Below are 17,817 nucleotides of genomic sequence, written 5' to 3' on the forward strand. Positions count from 1 at the left end.
GGCGATATGAAGGCGTTGTCCTGGGTGCGCTCGCGACCCAAGACACTGGCATCCGTCGCCGGTGTGGCGATCGGCGCCGTGGCCTTGACGACGATGGCCATCGCCTATGACGGTCTGCCCACCACGAAAGTCGACCTGAACGACGCCGGCGTCTGGCTGACCAAGTCCTCGAGCTTCCTCGTCGGGCACTTCAACCACGAGTCCACCGTGCTCGACGGCGGCACGCGCGCCGCGAGCGAGGACTACGACGTGCTGCAGGACGGCGGCACGGTGCTCATCGCCGACCGCGGCGAGGGCACGCTCAGCTCCGTCGACCCCGCGCGCATGGCCATGAACGACAGCGCAGCCGTCCCCGGCAACGCGAAAGTCGCGCTCGGCGCGAACACGGTCGCCATCCTCGACGACCGCTCGGGTGACCTGTGGGTCACCTCTGCGCAGGCGCTGGGCGGCTTCGACATCAAGGCCGCCGACCCGACCGTCGAGCTCGGCAAGGGCAGCGACGTGACCGTGGGCCGCGACGGCACCGTGTACGCGCTCTCTGGCGAGCGCGGCGAGGTGGTCACCATCCCCGCCGACGCCGAGGGCCAGCCACTCGAGCCGAGCACCGCGTCGGTTGGCGAGGTCGACCTCGCCACGCCCCCGAGCATCACCGCGGTCGGCACCACTCCGGTCGTCCTCGACGCCGCGGCGGGCGTCGTCACCACGCCCGGTGGATTCCGCACCGAGATCGAGCAGGTGGCGGACGCGGTGCTGCAGAAGGCGTCTGCGGAGTCGGATGCCGTGGCACTGGCCACACCCACCGAGCTGATGATGATCCCGCTCGACGGCTCGAAGCCGACGACGATCGGGGCCGACGGCACCGGCACGCCGGCAGAGCCCGTGCAGCTGCGCGGGTGCACCTACGGTGCCTGGGCGGTCTCGGCGACCTTCATCCGGGACTGCTCCGGAGAGTCGCTCGACGTGAAGGACACCATCCCCGGCGCGGAGAACTCGGCCGCGCTGACCTTCCGCGTGAACCGCGACGTCATCGTGCTGAACGACATCATCGGCGGCGCCGCGTGGCTCGCGAACGAGAGCCTGCGCCGCGTCGACGACTGGAGCGTGCTCGTGCCGCCGGAGGGCGACAGCGAGGACGACGAGAACACCAGTCAGGAGACGGTGGAGACCTCCCTTCCCGAGCGCAAGGAGGAGAACACCCCGCCGACCGCCGAGAACGACGACCTCGGTGTGCGCCCCGGTGGCACGACACTGCTGCCGGTGCTCGACAACGACAACGACCCCGACGGCGACGTGCTGGTCGCCCGGGTCAAGGGCAAGCAGCCGTCCGTGGGCGAGGTGACGCCCATCCTGAACGGCGCGGCGCTGCAGATCTCGGTTCCGGAGAAGGCGACGGGCACATCGTCGTTCACCTACGAGATCGAGGACGGTCGCGGCGGCAAGGACACCGCGACTGTGAGCCTGACGGTGTACGACGACAAGGTCAACAGCGCCCCGCGCCCGCAGCGCGCCAGCAAGCTCGCCGTCGAGGTGGGCGGCATCGTGTCGTACAACGTGCTGCCCGACTGGCGCGATCCCGAGGGCGATGACCTCTACCTGCGCAGCGTCACCCCCGCTGACGGCGACGAGGTGGAGTTCACCACCGACGGCAAGATCACCTATCGGGCCGTCGCGAGCCTGCAGGGCCGCAAGGAGGTCCAGGTCGTCGTCTCGGACGCGCTGGGCAAGGTCGCCGAGGGCAGGATCCAGCTCGATGTGCGCCCCGAGGGCTCGACCAACCCGGTCACGAACGCCGACCACGTCGTCACCCGCGCCGGTGAGACGGTCACCATCTCGCCGCTCGCCAACGACACCAGCGCGGGTCGCGAGCAGCTGCGCCTCGCCCGCGTCGAGGACACCCCCGGCGCGACCATCGACCGCGACTATCCCAACCGCACCTTCACGTTCAACGCCGCCCGACCCGACACCTATTACGTCCAGTACCTGGCGACGGCGGGCCCCAAGCCCGCCAAGGGGATCGTGCGCGTCGACGTGCTCGACAAGCAGGAGAGCGAGCTGGCTCCGGTCGCCGTGCGCGACGTGGCGATGCTGCCCAGCGGCAGCGAGGCGCTGGTCGGCGTGCTCGGCAACGACAGCGATCCCGCCGGCGGTGTGCTGGTGGTGCAGTCGGTGTCGGTGCCGCCCAGCAGCGGGGTGAACGTGTCGGTGCTCAACCACGAGACGCTGCGCATCAGCGACCAGGGTGCGCTCGACGAGCCGGTGCGCATCACCTATCGCATCTCGAACGGCACGAGATCCGCCGAGGGCGACGTCATCGTCATCCCCATCCCGGCGCCCACCAAGCTGCTGGCTCCGGTCACGAAGGACGACGAGGCGACCGTGCGCGTGGGGGACGTCGTGACGATCCCCGTGCTGGACAACGACGTGCACCCCAACGGCGACGCGCTGCACGTCGCCCCCGAGCTGGTGGAACCGCTCGTCGACCCGGAGGACGGAGAAGCCTTCGTCTCGCAGGATGCCGTGCGCTTCCGCGCCGGGCAGAAGCCGGGCACCGTGTACCTCACCTACGAGGCCGTCGACTCGCGCGGTCAGAAGGCCGGCGCGCACGTCGCGGTGCAGGTGCTGCCCATCGATGAGGACAGCGCGAACGCCGCCCCGAGACCGCGCGACCTCACCGCGCGCGCCCTGGCCGGCTCCCGCATCAACATCCCGGTGCCGCTGGACGGACTCGACCAGGACGGCGACTCCGTCGAGCTGCTCGGCGTCGACACCGCGCCCGCGAAGGGGCGCATCGTCGAGCAGGGTGCGAACTTCCTCACCTATGAGGCGTACGAGGGGTCGAAGGGCGTCGACACCTTCAGCTACCGCGTCCGCGACCGCCTCGGCGCCGAGAACCGTGCAACGGTGCGGGTGGGCATCGCGCCGCCCGAGGCCGTGAACCAGGCGCCCTACGCGGTCAACGATGCGGTCGTGGTGCGGCCCGGCCGTTCGGTTGCCGTGCCGGTGCTGGCCAACGACTCCGACCCGGAGGGCGACCGCATCGGTCTGCTCGAATCCGGCCTGACGCTGCCCGCCGACGTCGACGGACTCACTGCACGCATCTCGGGCGACCGGGTGATCATCGACGTGCCGGACGAACCGATGCAGACGTCGCTGCAGTACACGATCAGCGACACCAAGGGCGCGCGGGCCACCGCGGCGATCTTCGTGACCGTCGATGAGGACGTGCCGCTGATGCACCCGATCGCCCGTGACGATCGCGTGCAGATCGAGGACATCGAGGAGGACCTGACGGTCGACCTCGACATCCTGCGCAACGACGAGGACCCCGACGGCACCATCGAGGGCGTCGACGTCACGCTCGAGGCGGGTGCCGAGCTGCTCGGCGACGGCAAGGTGCGTGTCACCGTGGGTGAGCAGCGTCAGCTCATCCGCTACACCATCACCGACCAGGACGAGCTGAGCGCGTCCGCCTTCATCTTCGTCCCCGCGATCGACGAGCTGCGCCCGCGGCTGAAGTCCACCAAGCCACTCGAGGTCAAGAGCGGGGAGACGAAGGAGCTGCCGCTCGAGAAGTACGTGATCGTCGCCGGCGGCGACGCCGTGCGCATCACCGAGGCCGCCAAGGTCAGCGCCTCCTTCGCGAACGGCGACCCGCTCATCAAGGACGCCACCACGCTGGTGTACACCTCGAAGGACCGCTACCACGGTCAGGACGCGCTGACCTTCGAGGTCACCGACGGCGACGGCCCCGACGATCCGAAGGGTCGCAAGGCCACGCTGACCATCCCGATCACCGTGCTGCCTCCCGACAACCAGCCGCCCACGCTCACCAGTGCGCAGGTGCAGATCGCACCCGGTGAGGACGCCACGGCGCTGGATCTCTCGGGGCTCGCATCCGACCCCGACGGCGACGAGCTGCGCTTCTCGATCGAAGGACAGCCGGGCAAGGGAATCGAAGCCCGCGTGGACGGCAGCGTCCTGTACGCCGAGACCGGCGCCAGCACACCCAAGGGCACCACCGTCACGGTGCCGATCTCGGCGAGCGACGGCGAGACCGAGCCGGTGCAGGGCACCGTGCAGGTCACCGTCACCGCATCCACCCGATCCCTGCCGGTGGCCAGCCCCGACTCCGTCGACAGGGCCGACCAGGGCGAGACGATCACGGTGCCGGTGCTGCGCAACGACATCAACCCGTTCGCGGCCGAGGGCAAGCCGCTGAAGCTCCTCTCCGCCGACGTGGAGAGCGGGTCGGGCAGCGCCGGTCCCGACGGCGATCAGGTGCGGATCACGTCGACGAAGGACTTCGTCGGTGTCATGGTGGTGCGCTACCGGATCCAGGATGCCACCGAGGACCCCGACCGCGAGGTGGAGGGGCGCGTGACGGTGACCGTGCAGGGTGTGCCGGAAGCCCCCGGAAAGCCGACCGTCACCGCCGTCGAGGACCGCACGGTCGTGCTCAACTGGTCCGCGCCGTCGAACAACGGCGCGGAGATCACCGAGTACACCGTCACCTCGGTCTCCGGCAGCCCGTACAGCAAGACCTGCCCGTCGACGACCTGCACGCTCGAGGGCCTGACCAACAACGTCGAGTACACCTTCCAGGTGACCGCGAAGAACCGCGTGGGCGACGGCCCTGCATCCCCGGCATCGCAGGTCGCCCGTCCCGACACGCGGCCCGACACCCCCTTGCCGCCGAAGCTCGTGTTCGGTGACAAGGCGATCGACGTGTCCTGGACCACGCCGACCTCCAGCGGCTCGCCGGTCGAGTCGTACACGCTCGAGATCTCACCCACTCCGCCCTCGGGCATCGGTCAGAAGAGCGGAGTCAGCGGCAACTCGCTGCGCTGGGAGGGGCTGGAGAACGGCACGAGCTACACGGTGCGCATCAGGGCGCACAACCGCGCGCCCGACCCGTCGGGCTGGAGCCAGTACTCCGCCGCCGAGATCCCCGCCGGACCTCCCGGCGCAGTGGGCGCTCCGCGCGTGAGCAGCGCGCCGGCGGTCGGCAGCCAGGCGCAGATGTCCGTGCAATGGGACCGCGCCGATCCGAACGGCGACGCGATCCGCGAGTACGAGCTGGTCGTGTACCAGGGCGGCAGCGAGGTGCGTCGGGTCAAGGCCGGCACCGCGACCTCGCAGACCGTGACCGTGCCCACCAGCTCAGCCGACTACACGTACGCCGTGCGCGCGAACAACAAGGCGGGCTGGAACGGGGTCGGGGCGCAGTCCGCCCCGCAGCGCGCCTTCGGTCAGCCCGGCGCGCCGTCGAGCGTCACCGCCACGCCGCGCGATCGGGCGATCCACGTCGAGTTCGTCATGCCGGACTCGTCGCTCAACGGCGCGCGCCGCGACGAGCTGCGCTATCAGTACCAGCTGAACACTCAGACGTGGCGGGACTGGGACGGCCGCTCGGACATCGGGGCGGACAACGGCACGACCTACACCGTGCGGGTGCGCGCGTATTCGGTCGTCGGCGGGCAGCACTCGAACCCCGGCTCCTCCGCTTCCGACTCCGGAGTGGTGCCGTTCGGTGCGCCGTTCGCGCCGACCGGCTCCGCATCGAGATCCGGCGACAGGTCGGTCGAGCTCACCTGGAACGCCGGCGGGTCTGACAACGGCCGACCCATCACCACATACATCAGCGTGGATGGCGGCGCCTGGCAGCAGGTCGACATCAGAGGCAGCCGGATCGTCGGAGACACCTACAGCACGCAGCACAGCATCAAGGTGCGAGCCACTGCGGCGGAGGGGGGCTCGGCGGAATCCGGCACCTACAGTGCGACCTCCGGGCCCAAGCCGGACACGACTCCGAAAGCGTGGCTCTCGGCGGGTGCGCCGGTGGCGGGATGCACTGCGGTGGGCGGTGGGCAGTGTCACTACTACAAGGTGACGACCAACCAGTTCTTCAAGGCCGGCAGCTACAACGTCGAGTGCCGGGTGGGCGGCCGGTTCCTGGGTGACAACGCCGGGTTCCCGGTCAAGATCCCGTCCGGCGGCAGCGCAGAGATCAAGTGCTACTCGGGCTACTCCAACGACAAGCACCTCGTCATCAAGGGCGGCGACCCGGGCAACGCCTACGGCACGTTCTACTGACCCGCGCGAATCCCGCCGACCCAGACTCATCACTCGAGAAGACGCAAGAACGGAAAGAACGAACATGACGATGACCCCCGAGCAGGCCGCCTGGTTCCAGGGCACCTTCCAGCGCCTCGTCGACAACGTCGACAAGGCGCTGCAGGGCAAGAGCGAGGTCGTCGGCCTGGTGATCGCCGCCATGCTCGCCGAGGGGCACGTGCTGCTCGAGGACGCCCCGGGAACGGGCAAGACCAGTTTGGCCAAGGCGCTCGCCGCCACCGTGCAGGGCACCAGCTCCCGGATCCAGTTCACCCCCGACCTGCTGCCCTCGGATGTCACCGGCGTGACCATCTACGATCAGCAGGCGCACCGCTTCGAGTTCCACAAGGGACCGATCTTCGCCTCGATCGTCCTCGCCGACGAGATCAACCGCGCCTCCCCGAAGACGCAGTCGGCGCTGCTGGAGGTGATGGAGGAGTCGCGGGTCACCGTCGACGGCGTCACGCACGAGGCGGGCCGGCCGTTCGTCGTGATCGCCACTCAGAACCCGGTGGAGCAGGCCGGCACCTACAAGCTGCCCGAGGCGCAGCTGGACCGCTTCCTCATCAAGACCTCCATCGGCTACCCCGACCTCGCGGTGGCGGAGCGCATCCTCGCCGGAGCCGCCCAGCGCAACCCGTCTGCGGCACTCAGCGCGGTGATCACCACCAGCGCCGTGGCCGACATGGCGGACCTGGCGGCGAGCGTGCACGTCGAGCCGGCCGTGCTGCGCTATACCGCCGAGCTCGCGGAGGCCTCGCGCAAGGACTCCGCGATCCGGCTCGGGGTGTCGGTGCGCGGCGCGATCGCGATGATCCGCATGGCGAAGGTGTGGGCCGCCGCGCACGGGCGGCACTACGTGCTGCCCGACGACATCAAGGCACTGGCGCGCCCGGTCTGGCAGCACCGCGTGCTGCTCGACGCCGAGGCGGAGTTCGCCGGCACGACGGCGGAGAGCATCATCGGCCGCATGCTCGAGGACGTGGCCGCGCCGCAGGCCCGCATCGCGACGTGATGACCGGGACCACCGTCGCCACGGGCTCCGCGCCCGGGCAGGAAGCAGGCTGGCGGGAGATCACGGCCGTGCTCGGCGCGCGCGCGCTGACGCGACTGCGCACGGCGGCGGCGGCAGTGCGCCCGCTCGGCTGGATGCTGATGGCCCTCGCCCTGCTGTTCTTCGTCGTGGGCGTCGCGCAGGGCTGGCGCGAGCTGGTGGTCGCCGCCGCGGTGCTGGCGTTCGTGCTGGTCATCTGCGCGCTGTTCCTCATCGGCCGCACCCAGTACGACGTCTCGCTCGACCTCGCCCGCACACGCGTCGTGGTCGGGGAGCGGGCGATCGGCGCGCTCAAGCTCGAGAACCGCAGCACCCGGGCGATCCTGCCCTCGCGGGTGGTGCTGCCGGTGGGCGGCGGCCGCGGCGAGTTCGCCATCCAGCGACTGGCCGCCGGCCAGAGCGCGGAGGAGCTGTTCACCATCCCCACTCAGCGGCGTGGCGTGATCGAGGTCGGCCCGGTGAGCGTGGTGCGCGGCGACCCGCTCGGCGCTTTCGAACGCGCGCACAATCGCGACGAGCCGGTCGACCTGTACGTGCATCCGCGGACCGTCCTGTTCGGCGGACAGTCCCTCGGCTTCCTGCGCGACCTCGAGGGACTGCCGGCCGCCGACCTGTCGCGCGACGACGTCTCCTTCCACGCCCTGCTCGAGTACCAGCCCGGCGACGACCTGCGCCACGTGCACTGGCGCTCGACGGCGCGCACCGGCACCATGATGGTGCGCCAGTTCGAGGAGACCCGGCGCTCGCACTTCGTCATCGCGCTCTCCTGCTCGCGCGGCGACTATCGCTTTGAAGACGAGTTCGAACTCGCCGTATCCGTGGCCGGTTCGATCGGCCTGCGCGCCCTGAAGGACTCCCAGCGCGTCGACGTGCGCGTGCAGGGACGTGAGCTGGCAGCCGGCACGGGCAAGCAGCTGCTCGACTCGCTCGCCGCGGTCGAGCAGTCCCCTCCGCGCGACGGCGGCATCGCCGAGCTGGCCGGGGTGGTGTCGGCAACGATGCCCCTCGCCAGCGTGGTCGTGTTGGTGTGCGGCGCGAAGGCCGACGTCGACGAGCTGCGGCGCGCCTGCTCGCGGCTGCCGTTCGGGGCACGCGTGCTCGCCGTGGTGGCGGAGCAGGGCGCGGAGCGCCCCGAGCTGCGCCGTATCGGCGACGCCGACGTGGTCACCGTCGGCGCGCTCGACCAGCTGCCCGTCGCACTGCAGCGGGTGCTCGCATGACCGGGCATCGCGATCCCGGTCACCTCGCCGCAGCCGAGCGCACCTCGCCCGCAGCCGTGCTGCGCGCGCGCCTCGGGCGCAGCTGGGCTGTCGACCTCGGCGCGGTCGGCCTGCTGCTGCTCGCCACGCTCATCGGCTTCTGGCCGACCTTCGGCGGTCCTGTCTTCCTGCCCGCCGCGATCGGCGGCATCCTGCTGGGCCTGTCCGTGTCGGTGCTCGGCGCCTGGCGGAGATGGGGCGTCCTGCCGGTCACCGCCGCGGCGATCGCGGTGTATTTCGTGTTCGGCGGCGCGCTGGCCCTGCCGCACACGACGCTGCTGGGCGTCATCCCCACTCTCGACACCCTCCTCGGCCTCGCGGTCGGGATCGTCACCTCGTGGAAGCAGCTGCTCACGACGGTCGCTCCGGTCTCGGCATCCGACGGGCACCTGCTCGTGCCGTACCTCGTCTCGCTCGTCGCTGCGGTGCTGGCCGGGTCGCTGGCGCTGCGCCTGCGGCGCGCGGCGTGGGCACTGGTGCCGATCGTGGCCGCGCTGTTCCTGGTGATCGCGCTCGGCGTGCCGACGCCGGCGTTCCCGCTGGCGCAGGGCGTCGCGATCGCCGCGGTCGCGGCGGTCTGGCTGTCATTGCGCGCGTGGTGGGCGCCGCACTCCTCGGCCGTGAACGTCGCCGAAGCCGACCCGGCCCGCGCCCGGCAGATGCGCGTCCGCCGGGTCATCGGCAGCGCCGTGATCGTCGCCGTCGCCGCCGGGGCGGGAGTGGGCGCCAACGCTCTCACCGCGGATGCCGGACCCCGCAACGTCTTCCGCGACGCGATCATCCCTCCGTTCGACATCCGCGACTACGCCAGCCCGCTGCAGTCGTTCCGCAAGACCGTGCGCGATCAGAAGACCCGCACGCTGTTCACGGTGACCGGGATGCCGAAGGACGCCCGCATCCGCCTGGCGGCGATGGACGGGTGGAACGGCGTCGTCTACAACGTCACCGACGGCGGTCCCGGCTCGTCGAGCGCGTTCCTGCCGCTGCGCAGCGACATGGCGATCGGCGTGGACGGGGTTCCCGCGCAGGTGCGCGTGGAGATCGCCGACTACGCCGGCGTCTGGCTGCCGGGGGTCAGCGTCGCCGACGGCATCCGCTTCGAGGGCTCGCGCGCCGACGCGCTGCGCCGCAGCACCTACAGCAACGCCGCCACCGACACGACGGTGGTCACCGGCGGGCTGCGGCAGGGCGACGCGTACACCGTCGACGCGGTCATCGCCGGCCAGCCCAGCGACGCGCAGCTGAAGGACGCCGACTTCGCGAACATCACTCAGAAGACCTCGCCGTACGCTCCGCAGGATCTCGCCGCCACCGCGGCGGAGATCGTCACCGACGCCGAGACGCCCATCGAGCAGGTGCGCGCCCTCGAGACGTACTTCGCCGAGGGCGGGTTCTTCAGTCACGGACTGGAGGGCGAGGTGCTCTCGCGCGCCGGTCACACCGCCGAGCGCATCAGCACGCTGCTCGGCGGCGACCAGATGATCGGCGACGACGAGCAGTACGCCGTCGCGATGGCGCTCGCCGCGCAGGAGGTCGGCATTCCGGTGCGCGTCGTGATGGGGTACTACCCGGATGCCGATCGCCGCGGCGACCCGGTGTTCGAGGCGACCGGCGACGACGTGCACGCGTGGGTGGAGGTCGCATTCGAGGGCTTCGGCTGGCTGCCGTTCGACCCGACACCGCCCGAGGACAAGGTTCCGCAGGACCAGAACACCAAGCCCCGCGTCGACCCCAAACCGCAGGTGCTGCAGCCCCCGCCCCCGCCGCAGGAGCCGGTCGATCTGCCGCCCACGGTGCCCGACGACCGCAAGGCCGAGGATGACAGCCTCAACGTCCTGGGTGTGCTCGGCGTGATCCTCGCCGTGCTCGGCGTGTCACTGGGCACGCTGCTGCTGCTGGCCTCGCCGTTCATCGTGATCGGCGCGTGGAAGGCCGCCAGGCGACGCGCGCGGCGCAACGCCGAGACCAACTCCGATCGCATCAGCGGCGGCTGGGATGAGCTCACCGATCGGGCGATCGACCACGGTGCGCGGCTCGCTCCCGGAGCGACGCGCATCGAGGAAGCCGAAGTCGTGACCGCCGCGCTGGCGCTGCCGGCCGCCACCGCGCTCGCCGACCGCGCCGACGGCCAGGTGTTCGGTCCGGGCGAGCCGTCGACCGAGGAGGTCGAGGCGTTCTGGCGCGAGGTCGAAGAGGCGGTGAGCGGCATGCGCGGCAGCGTCGGGTTCTGGGCGCGCACGCGCGCGCGGCTGAGCCTGCGTTCGCTGATGGGGCAGGGGCGCCTCAGCGCGCGCATGCAGGGGCTGCGCGACGCCGCGGCCGCGCGCGTGCGACGCGAACCTGGCAACATCGACACCACGATCCCGACCTCGGAGAGCGAGACGACATGACGATGACTCCCCTCGGCGAGATCGCGCCGATCAGCCGGCGGATCATCGCGTACCTGATCGACGCGCTCCTCGCCGCCGTGCTGCCGATCATCGGCATCATCGTCGTGGCGACGATGACGGTCGGCGCACTGCGCAATCCCGAGGCCGCGGCGAGCGCGGGCCTCGGGATCGTCGCGGTCGCGCTCGTCGTGGGGGTGCTGAGCGTGGCGTGGTTCGTCGTGTACACGGTCATGCAGACCGGAGCCGGTTCGATCGGCATGCGCGCGCAGGGGCTGCGCCTGACGGATGCCGCCGGCGCCGGGCGTCTGTCGTTCGGGCGGGCGCTGCTGCGCAACCTCGTCTTCGGGGTGACCGGCGCGGTCGTGATCGGCATGTTCTCCCCGCTCTTCGACGGGTCCGGACGATTCCAGGGCTGGCACGACAAAGCCGCGAACGCGGTGATGCGGGATGCCCGGAGCGTCGCCCCGGCAGCGGATGCGGAGGTGCCGGCTGTCGAGCCGTTCGCGTCGCTCGCGGCCGCGCCCCCGACCGCGGCCATCTCCGCAGCGCCGCCGCCGTCTTCCATGTCTTCTCCGGCGCTCGACGTGAACGAGCTCCCGGAGCAGACGGTGGCCGCAGCCCGCCCGCCCGCCGCTGCGCCGGCTGACCCGCTGATCTCCTTCGTGCCCGGCGTCACCCGAGCCGATCACGTCCCGGAGCCCACCGCGGCGCCGGCATCCGCTCCCCCTGTCGCCGCTGCCGCGTCGACCCCCGCCCCCGCGACGCCCGCCGTACCGGCACCCGCTCCCGTACCGCCCGCGCCGGCCCCCGCCACGCTCGTGGACAGCGGCGACGAGGACGACATCGAGGCGACGCGCATCAGCATCCCCGGGCACCGCCTCGTCTTCACCTGGGACGACGGGCAGCGCGTGCCGGTCTCGGGCCGGACCGTCTTCGGGCGCAACCCCGAGCGGGAGCCGGGCGCCATCGTGATCGCCGTGCGCGACGAGACCCTCTCGCTGTCGAAGACCCACTTCGAGGCGGCGGCCGAGCCCACCGGCGGCTGGATCATGGACCGCCGCTCGACCAACGGCACCGTGGTGGTGCGCGAGGGCGTGCGCATCGCCTGCCCGCCCGGCCAGCGCATCCCCGTCCGTCTCGGCGACGCCATCGAGATCGGCGACCGCATCGTCACCATCGGAGGCTTCGCATGACCGCCCCGGTGCTCGTCAACTGCGGCGCCGTCACGCACACCGGGCGGCGGCGCGCGCTCAACGAGGACGCGCAGCTGGCATCCGCGCCGGTCTTCATCGTCGCCGACGGGATGGGCGGGCACGAGGCGGGCGAGCGCGCGAGCGCCGCTGTGGTGGCGGAGTTCTCGGCGCTCGTCGGGCGCGAGTCGCTCGGGCTGGACGACGTGCGTCAGGCGCTGGCGCGCGCCCGCACCGCCGTCGAGCACCTCACCACCACGGGCGCCGCACGGGCGGGCAGCACCCTCAGTGGTGTGGTGATCTCGTCGGTCGACGGCCTCGGCTACTGGCTCGCGGTGAACATCGGCGACTCGCGCACTTACCGGCTGGCCGACGGCGAGCTGGAGCAGATCACCGTCGACCACTCCGTCATCCAGGAGCTGCTCGACTCGGGTGAGATCAGCGCGGACGACGCACAGCACGACGCCCGCCGCAACATCATCACCCGCGCGATCGGCGCGGGCAGCACCGGGGACGCCGACTACTGGCTCTTCCCCGCCGAGCGCGGCGACCGGATGCTGGTGTGTTCGGACGGGCTGACCTCGGAGCTGGGCGAGGAGCGCATCCGCGAGGTGCTGCGCAGCGAGCCCGACCCGCAGCGCGCAGCCGCGCAGCTCGCCGCCGAGGCCGTGGACGCCGGCGGACGCGACAACGTCACCGTGGTCGTCGTCGACGCCGTCTCGGTGGCCACCCGGCCGGGCACGATCGTGCTCGCGGACGACGTCGACGATGACACCCGGCCACGCGCAGCCGTGGACGCACGAGCAGCGGATGGAGGGGCCCGATGAACGAGTACACCTACCGACCCGGCACCTGGCAGGTGGTCGTCGAGGACGCCGGCCTGATCGCCGTGTCGGCCGACGCGCCCGCCGAGCGGGTGGACGCCCTGCACCGGATGCTGCGCGGCGGCGCGGTGGCGCTGACCGACGTCATCGACGTGCTCGCCGCCGGATCGCTCTCGACCCTCGGCTCGTTCGCGGTCGTGCTGACCGACGCCGCAGCAGCCCGCATCGCCGTGCGCGGCCAGGTGACGGTCGGACTGAGCGCAGCCGACGGCGACGAGAGCGTCTCCGGCGGTGAGGTGAGCACCTGGGTCGAGCGCGTCATCGCCGCACCGCGCGCCTTCGAGCTCACGCTCGAGCCGGACACCGCGCCCACGACCCTGCCGATCCGGTCGGGCGTGGTGCTCGCGTCGGTCGTACGCGGCGCGCTCGCCGAGGCCACGGCCCCGGCGCCCACCGCGCCGGAACCCGCTGCCGCGGAACCCGCTGCCGCGGAACCCGCCACACCCGAGGTCGAGCACGCCGCACCCCGCGCGGGGGAGGCATCCGAATTCCACACGCTGATGCCCACCGAGTTCACGTTCGCCTCGGAAGCCGAGGCGACCGGAGACGGCCCGCAGACGGCGGACGCCGACCTTCCCGACGCGACCGTGCAGGTCGCCCCGGCCCCCGTCGCCTCCGAAGCTGTCGGACCTGCGGTTGCATCGCCCTCCGGGGTCGGCGTGGAGGACCTCGGCGACCACGACGGCTCGACCATCTCACTCGCCGAGCTGCGCCGCCTGCGCGGCGAGGGCGGCGCCGAGAACGCCCGCGTCGACACGGCAGCCCTGCCGGCCACCGCGGCCGAGCAGATCGTGCGCGACGATGCAGCACCCGAGCCGGCGACGCCCGCTGCCGACGGGGCCGAGCAGGACGAGCGGCAGACCGCCGCGCCCGATGCGCCCACGGCCCTGCTGCCCACGGTGGGGGAGGCGAGCGGCGGGCACGGCGTCGCGCGGCTCTCCACTGGCCAGACGCTCGCGCTCGACCGCACCGTGATCATCGGACGCCGGCCGCGCTCCACTCGGGCGAGCGGTGAGAGCATGCCGCACCTCGTCGCGGTCGAGAGCCCGCAGCAGGACATCTCCCGCAGTCACCTCGAGATCCGACCGGAGGGCGACTCCGTCGTCGTGATCGACCTGCACACCACCAACGGCTCGACGCTGCTGCGGCCGGGCGCGGACCCGGTGCGACTGCACCCCGGCGAGCACACCCTCGTCCTCACCGGCGACGTCGTCGACCTCGGCGACGGCGTGACCGTCAGCTTCGAGGGGCTCACATGAGCCGCACCCCGTCTCCGCCGCCCCAGCTGCCCGGGTTCACCTACCTGCAGCCCCTGGGCGCCGGCGGCTTCGCCGACGTCTTCCTCTACGAGCAGGAGATGCCGCGACGCCGGGTCGCGGTGAAGGTGCTGCTCGCCGATCGCATCACAACCGGGGCGGCGGAGGAGTTCAGCGACGAGGCGAATGTCATGGCCATGCTGTCGACGCATCCGGCCATCGTCACGATCTATCAGGCCGGGGTCGCCGGCGACGGACGCCCCTACCTGGTGATGGAGTACTGTCCGCGCCCGAACCTGCAGGCGCGCGCCCGCCGCGAGCCGTTCTCGGTCGCGGAGGCGCTGCGTGTCGGCATCCAGGTCGCCGGCGCCGTCGAGACCGCGCACCGCGCCGGGGTGCTGCACCGCGACATCAAGCCGGCGAACATCCTCGTCACGGAGTACAACCGGCCCGCACTGACCGACTTCGGCATCGCGTCGACCACGGGAGCCGTGACCGAGGCCGCGGGGATGTCGATCCCCTGGTCGCCACCGGAGTCGTTCGCGGAGCCTCCGCGCAGCGGGCCGCGCACGGACGTGTATGCGCTGGGCGCGACCGTCTACACGCTGCTGGCCGGACGCTCGCCGTTCGAGCGCCCGGGGGAGCGCAACACCAGCGCCGATCTCATCGAGCGCATCGAGCGCATGGCGGTGCCTTCGCTGGGCCGCGCGGATTCGCCGGCGAGCCTGCAGAGCGTGCTCGAACGGGCGATGGCCAAGAACCCCGTCGACCGCTATCCCAGCGCGGTGGCGTTCGCCCGTGCGCTGCAGAAGGTGCAGATCGAGCTGGCGCACTCGGTCACCCCGATCGACATCGTCGACGAGCACCCGTCGGCCGACGAGCTGCGCGACGACGACGACGGGCTCACCCGGGTGCGCGAGGTGCAGTCCATCAGCCCGGAGTCGCCCACCTCGACCCGGCCCTCGGCCGCCACCGAGCCACGGGTCGCCCCGGCCCGGATGCCAGGTATGCCGCGCTTCGACAGCCCGGCTCCCGCAGCGGCACCCGTCGAGCAGACCCAGCGACGGGCCGCGTCGCAGCCCGCGCCGTCCGACGACGAGCGCACCCTCTTGCGTGCGCCGCGTGTCGTCTCGCCGACGGCGTCCGCACCGCGCGCATCGGCGCCTGGCGCGTCGGCGACCACGGCCTGGGCGGCGCCAGCACCGATCGCTGACACCGTATCGGCGCCCGCGCCTCTTCCCGCGGCGGCTGACGGCGACGCCGCCGCCCCCGCCGATGACACCGCAGCCGACGCCGCATCGCGGCGCGCTGGTCGCGGGCGATGGCTGGCCGCGGCCGCCGCGGTCGTGCTGGTCGGAGCGGGAATCTGGCTCGTCGGCACCCGCGCCCTGCTGCCCGCACCGCAGCCGACCGCGACCGAGCAGTCGCCGATCGCGCAGGACCCGCTCTCGGGCATCGTGCCGCCGGTGACCGAGCTGACCGGCGCGCGCGAGGGCGACACCGTCCGCTTCAGCTGGACGAATCCCGACCCGCAGGCGGGCGACACGTACATCTGGGCGCCGGTGACGCTGGACGGAGCCGGGCAGGCGCAGAGCACCGAGAGCACCACGGTCACGCTGCCCGGGAGGCATCCGGACCGCACCTGCATCGAGGTCACCCTGGTCAGAGCGGATCGCACGTCGGCGCAAGAAGTGAGGGAGTGCGTCGAATGACGACTGTCACCGTCGAGTTCGCGGGGGAGTACTTCCCCGTCGATCCGGATGCCGTGTTCACCGTCGGCCGCGAGGGCAACCTTGAGCTCGACGACAACCTCTTCCTGCATCGCAGCTTCCTCGAGATCGCCAACAGCGACGGGCTGTGGTGGCTGACCAACGTCGGCAGCCGCCTCACCGCCACGGTCACCGACTCGGCGGGCGGCGTGCAGGCGTGGCTCGCCCCCGGCGCACGACTGCCCCTGGTGTTCGAGCGCACCACTGTGGTCTTCACCGCGGGCCCGACCACGTACGAGCTGACGGTGCACGCCTCGGAGCCGACATTCGTCGCGACCCGGCGCGAGTCCGACAGCGACGGCGCGTCGACGATCGGTGACGTGCCGCTCACCGAGAGCCAGAAGCTGCTCATCCTCGCGCTCGCCGAACCGCAGCTGCGTCGCGACGGCACCGGCATGAGCGAGATCCCCACCTCGGCGAAGGCCGCACAGCGCCTGGGCTGGACCGTCACCCGCTTCAACCGCAAGCTCGACAACGTGTGCGACAAGCTGGACCGCGTGGGCGTGCCCGGCATGCGCGGGGGCCAACGCAGCTTCGCGACCAACCGCCGCGCCCGTCTGGTCGAGCACGCCGTCGCGTCGCGACTGGTGACCCGGCACGATCTCGCCCTGCTGGACGCGCCGCAGAGCGACGCCGAAGGAGAGCTGGATTGATCTGGGAGATCGACGACGGCGCCAAGCATGTCGAGGGCCTCGACGCGGCTGGACGCCCTGACCCCGCCTACGCTCACGCGCTCGGGCTGCGACCGGCTCCGTTCGGCCGGCGCGCGCTGGCCACGCTCGTCGAGCTGGTCATGCTGCTGCTGCTCGCGCTGCCCGCCGTGGTCGCCGCAGTGCCTCCGGTGCTGGCCATCGCGGACGGCAGAGCGGATCCTGCCGCGATGCTCGGGCGCGGCGAGCTGCTGTGGCCGATCATCCTGGTCATCATCGGCAACGTGCTGGTGACGGTGTTCGTCATCGTGCAGCTCGTGCTGCACGGGCGCAGGGGCGTCACCGCCGGCAAGGCGATCTTCGGATTGCGCACGGTGAACGTGCGCACGCTGGAACGGCCGGGGTTCTGGCGCGGTGCGGTGGTGCGCTATCTGCTGCTCGGGCTGTCGTTCCTGCTGCCGGTGCTCGGGCCCCTGCTCGTCGTCGCGCTCTCGCCGCTGTTCGACGCCGAGCGACGCGGGCGGGGCTGGCTCGACCAGGCCGGCGCGACCTGGCTCGTCGACGCGCGCCGCGCGCTGAACCCGTATGACGCGAAGCGCATGCGCATCGCCCGCAAAAGCGTGAAGACGCCGCAGTACGGCCAGCGCGCCCCGCTGCCGTCACTGGCCACCCCGGTGGACCGCGACGCCCCGGCGCAGTACACGCCCTCGGGCCGGTTCTCCGGCGGGGTGATCGGTGCGCATCGTGCCGCGGCGACGACCCCGGCCACGCCCGTCGCCTCCGCTGCCGCCGCGATGACGGACGCCGTGCCGCCACCGCTCACGTCCGCGGCTCCTCCTGCCGCTGCTGCAGCAGCCGCTGCCCCCGACCTCGACGCGGTCCCGCCGTCGGACGCCGGTGGCATCCGGGCCGTGCTGCGCCTCGACGACGGCAGCCGCATCGAGGTGCGCGGTGCCACCCTGCTCGGGCGCGCCCCTGCACCGGTCGCGGGCGAGGGCGCGGTGCAGCTGGTCCCCGTCGCCGACGACACGCGTTCGGTGTCGAAGACCCACCTCGCCGTCCTCCCGGCACGCCGTGGCGTGCTGGTCGTCGACCGCGGGTCGACGAACGGCAGCAGCATCCTCCGCGAGGGCGCCGAGATCGCCCTGCGCCCCGGCGACCCCGCTCCCGTGCAGCCCGGCGACACGGTGCGCTTCGGCGACCGCACGCTGACGGTGGAGCGCGCATGAACGTCGATCCTCAGGAGAACCG

The 17,817-nt window shown here is 72.1% G+C and carries 10 protein-coding genes; all 10 read left to right on the top strand.

Translation table 11 applies throughout. From position 1 onward, the window contains the following. The first annotated feature begins 6 nt into the window (after window positions 1-6). The 10 genes from WFG93_RS03860 (at window position 7) to WFG93_RS03905 (ending at window position 17,795) form a co-directional block, all read left to right on the top strand. Entirely contained in the window at window positions 7-6,093 is a 6,087-nt protein-coding gene (locus tag WFG93_RS03860) for an Ig-like domain-containing protein (RefSeq protein WP_336644992.1), read from the top strand. A gap of 64 nt (window positions 6,094-6,157) precedes the next feature. Further along, complete coding sequence (locus WFG93_RS03865; RefSeq protein ID WP_336644993.1) at window positions 6,158-7,129, top strand: AAA family ATPase; 972 nt, start codon at window positions 6,158-6,160, stop codon at window positions 7,127-7,129. Then, on the top strand, window positions 7,129-8,388 hold the full coding sequence (locus WFG93_RS03870; RefSeq protein ID WP_336644994.1) for a DUF58 domain-containing protein: 1,260 nt from the start codon (window positions 7,129-7,131) through the stop codon (window positions 8,386-8,388). Before WFG93_RS03865 ends, WFG93_RS03870 begins: the two co-directional genes overlap by 1 nt. Then, window positions 8,385-10,817: a transglutaminase-like domain-containing protein gene (locus WFG93_RS03875; protein ID WP_336644995.1), complete on the top strand. Its 2,433-nt coding sequence runs from the start codon at window positions 8,385-8,387 to the stop codon at window positions 10,815-10,817. Before WFG93_RS03870 ends, WFG93_RS03875 begins: the two co-directional genes overlap by 4 nt. After that, window positions 10,814-12,010 (top strand): RDD family protein, encoded by a 1,197-nt coding sequence (locus WFG93_RS03880; protein WP_336644996.1) that lies wholly within the window; start codon window positions 10,814-10,816, stop codon window positions 12,008-12,010. Before WFG93_RS03875 ends, WFG93_RS03880 begins: the two co-directional genes overlap by 4 nt. Next, the gene (locus WFG93_RS03885; RefSeq protein ID WP_336644997.1) at window positions 12,007-12,834 is read left to right on the top strand and encodes a PP2C family protein-serine/threonine phosphatase; all 828 of its coding nucleotides are present in this window, start codon (window positions 12,007-12,009) and stop codon (window positions 12,832-12,834) included. Before WFG93_RS03880 ends, WFG93_RS03885 begins: the two co-directional genes overlap by 4 nt. Next, the gene (locus WFG93_RS03890) at window positions 12,831-14,150 is read left to right on the top strand and encodes an FHA domain-containing protein (RefSeq protein ID WP_336644998.1); all 1,320 of its coding nucleotides are present in this window, start codon (window positions 12,831-12,833) and stop codon (window positions 14,148-14,150) included. The genes WFG93_RS03885 and WFG93_RS03890 overlap by 4 nt, the downstream gene beginning before the upstream one ends. Continuing rightward, complete coding sequence (locus WFG93_RS03895) at window positions 14,147-15,859, top strand: serine/threonine-protein kinase (RefSeq protein ID WP_336644999.1); 1,713 nt, start codon at window positions 14,147-14,149, stop codon at window positions 15,857-15,859. The genes WFG93_RS03890 and WFG93_RS03895 overlap by 4 nt, the downstream gene beginning before the upstream one ends. Then, window positions 15,856-16,569: a hypothetical protein gene (locus WFG93_RS03900; RefSeq protein ID WP_336645000.1), complete on the top strand. Its 714-nt coding sequence runs from the start codon at window positions 15,856-15,858 to the stop codon at window positions 16,567-16,569. Before WFG93_RS03895 ends, WFG93_RS03900 begins: the two co-directional genes overlap by 4 nt. Further along, complete coding sequence (locus WFG93_RS03905) at window positions 16,566-17,795, top strand: RDD family protein (RefSeq protein ID WP_336645001.1); 1,230 nt, start codon at window positions 16,566-16,568, stop codon at window positions 17,793-17,795. The genes WFG93_RS03900 and WFG93_RS03905 overlap by 4 nt, the downstream gene beginning before the upstream one ends. Window positions 17,796-17,817 lie beyond the last annotated feature (22 nt).

The organism is Microbacterium sp. USHLN186 (assembly GCF_037145155.1).
GTDB lineage: Bacteria > Actinomycetota > Actinomycetes > Actinomycetales > Microbacteriaceae > Microbacterium.

Bases quoted from the DNA above. Each gene is read 5' to 3' on its own strand.
- WFG93_RS03865 (WP_336644993.1), top strand. From the start codon at position 6,158: ATGACGATGACCCCCGAGCAGGCCGCCTGGTTCCAGGGCACCTTCCAG.
- WFG93_RS03880 (WP_336644996.1), top strand. From the start codon at position 10,814: ATGACGATGACTCCCCTCGGCGAGATCGCGCCGATCAGCCGGCGGATC.
- WFG93_RS03860 (WP_336644992.1), top strand. From the start codon at position 7: ATGAAGGCGTTGTCCTGGGTGCGCTCGCGACCCAAGACACTGGCATCC.
- WFG93_RS03890 (WP_336644998.1), top strand. From the start codon at position 12,831: ATGAACGAGTACACCTACCGACCCGGCACCTGGCAGGTGGTCGTCGAG.
- WFG93_RS03885 (WP_336644997.1), top strand. From the start codon at position 12,007: ATGACCGCCCCGGTGCTCGTCAACTGCGGCGCCGTCACGCACACCGGG.
- WFG93_RS03900 (WP_336645000.1), top strand. From the start codon at position 15,856: ATGACGACTGTCACCGTCGAGTTCGCGGGGGAGTACTTCCCCGTCGAT.
- WFG93_RS03870 (WP_336644994.1), top strand. From the start codon at position 7,129: ATGACCGGGACCACCGTCGCCACGGGCTCCGCGCCCGGGCAGGAAGCA.
- WFG93_RS03895 (WP_336644999.1), top strand. From the start codon at position 14,147: ATGAGCCGCACCCCGTCTCCGCCGCCCCAGCTGCCCGGGTTCACCTAC.
- WFG93_RS03875 (WP_336644995.1), top strand. From the start codon at position 8,385: ATGACCGGGCATCGCGATCCCGGTCACCTCGCCGCAGCCGAGCGCACC.